At 39.7% G+C, this 1,155-nt stretch carries 1 protein-coding gene; it reads right to left on the bottom strand.

Annotated features, from left to right (window positions below):
- Positions 1-382: 382 nt before the first annotated feature.
- Positions 383-919, bottom strand: coding sequence for a hypothetical protein (locus PG896_RS20990; protein ID WP_270836192.1), 537 nt, complete (start codon positions 917-919; stop codon positions 383-385).
- Positions 920-1,155: the final 236 nt, after the last annotated feature.

Genomic DNA, 1,155 nt, shown 5'->3' with positions numbered 1-1,155 from the left:
AGGCAGAGAAAATCCAAGCAAAACAACACGTTAGACGGTATTATTAATTCGCTTGCCGCTTAAGGTTCTGTACATGAATGTTCCCATGATGGGTTGAATTGCCCTATTGAGTATGAGTATCAGACTTTCTTGGTCAAGGCATTACTCTATCAATAGCCACATCAAACAATTGCAATGTCAAAAATGGCATTTCACTCGAATAAATTGGAAAGCATCAACAATGTTTTTCAAGCATCCAATTACACTGCGATAATACAACCACAAAAACTGTCAAAATATATTGAAAAAAGTTGTTAAAATGACTCTGTGGTTCACAAACCAAACTATAAAACAACCATATATAATCACACTGCATATGCAGATATGGTCTGTAGGTAATTTACTATTTTCTCTCAATCATTTTTTTAAGCTCATCTAATTTTGTCATGGTTGCATAGAAAGTTTGATATCCATGGTCTTCTATCTTACCTGTTGTATGCCACGTCGGAACATCTTTAATGTTTTTATTTACAGTGTGAAATTGACCTTCATTACTCAGGCTACTTACATAATTGAAAGCTGCTGCCAGTTGTATTTTCTGAGCGCCAGACAAAGTGCTTATTATGTCACTAAATTGAGTGGGCGTTAGCCCTAAACGAGCTTGCACCGTAGCACTAATGCTTCGAGTACTTATATATGCAATTCCTTGTGCCTGCATGACAAACGTTGCTAATTTAGTATCCTTTGGCAAATTCTGATAAATACTGCTGATATCATTTCCCACTAAAAATTGGGATATGCGTAAACCAGACACGATTGTAATTCCACTATTCTGATAGCCACCCTGCCCATCAATTTTCCCATAGGGGTCAGCTTCTACATCGAATCCACCACCGGCTGTGCTGCTCCACTGAAATATAAACGTATTACCATCTGACAACTTTGATAATACTTCCGCCTGTAAAGATTGAAATTCTGACTGAGCAGTAGATGCACTCTCAATCTCCGCTGTGCACTCTTCTTTTCCGGTTCATCGCGGCTTTCCGGGGAAGGCCGCCTTGATTTTCAGAAAAAAGTATTCTGAGTCCCTAAATCCATACCTGATTACCCATGACCCTCAGCCAGCTTCAAGAGCCGATATGGCATCGGAGGGCTTGCCACGACTGCATGCCCCAA

The sequence above is a fragment of the Aeromonas sp. QDB30 genome (genome assembly GCF_027707645.1).
In the GTDB taxonomy this organism is placed as follows: Bacteria; Pseudomonadota; Gammaproteobacteria; order Enterobacterales; family Aeromonadaceae; genus Aeromonas; species Aeromonas caviae.
Note: the sequence above shows the minus strand (reverse complement) of the source record. Positions and strands in the feature narration are given on the sequence as shown.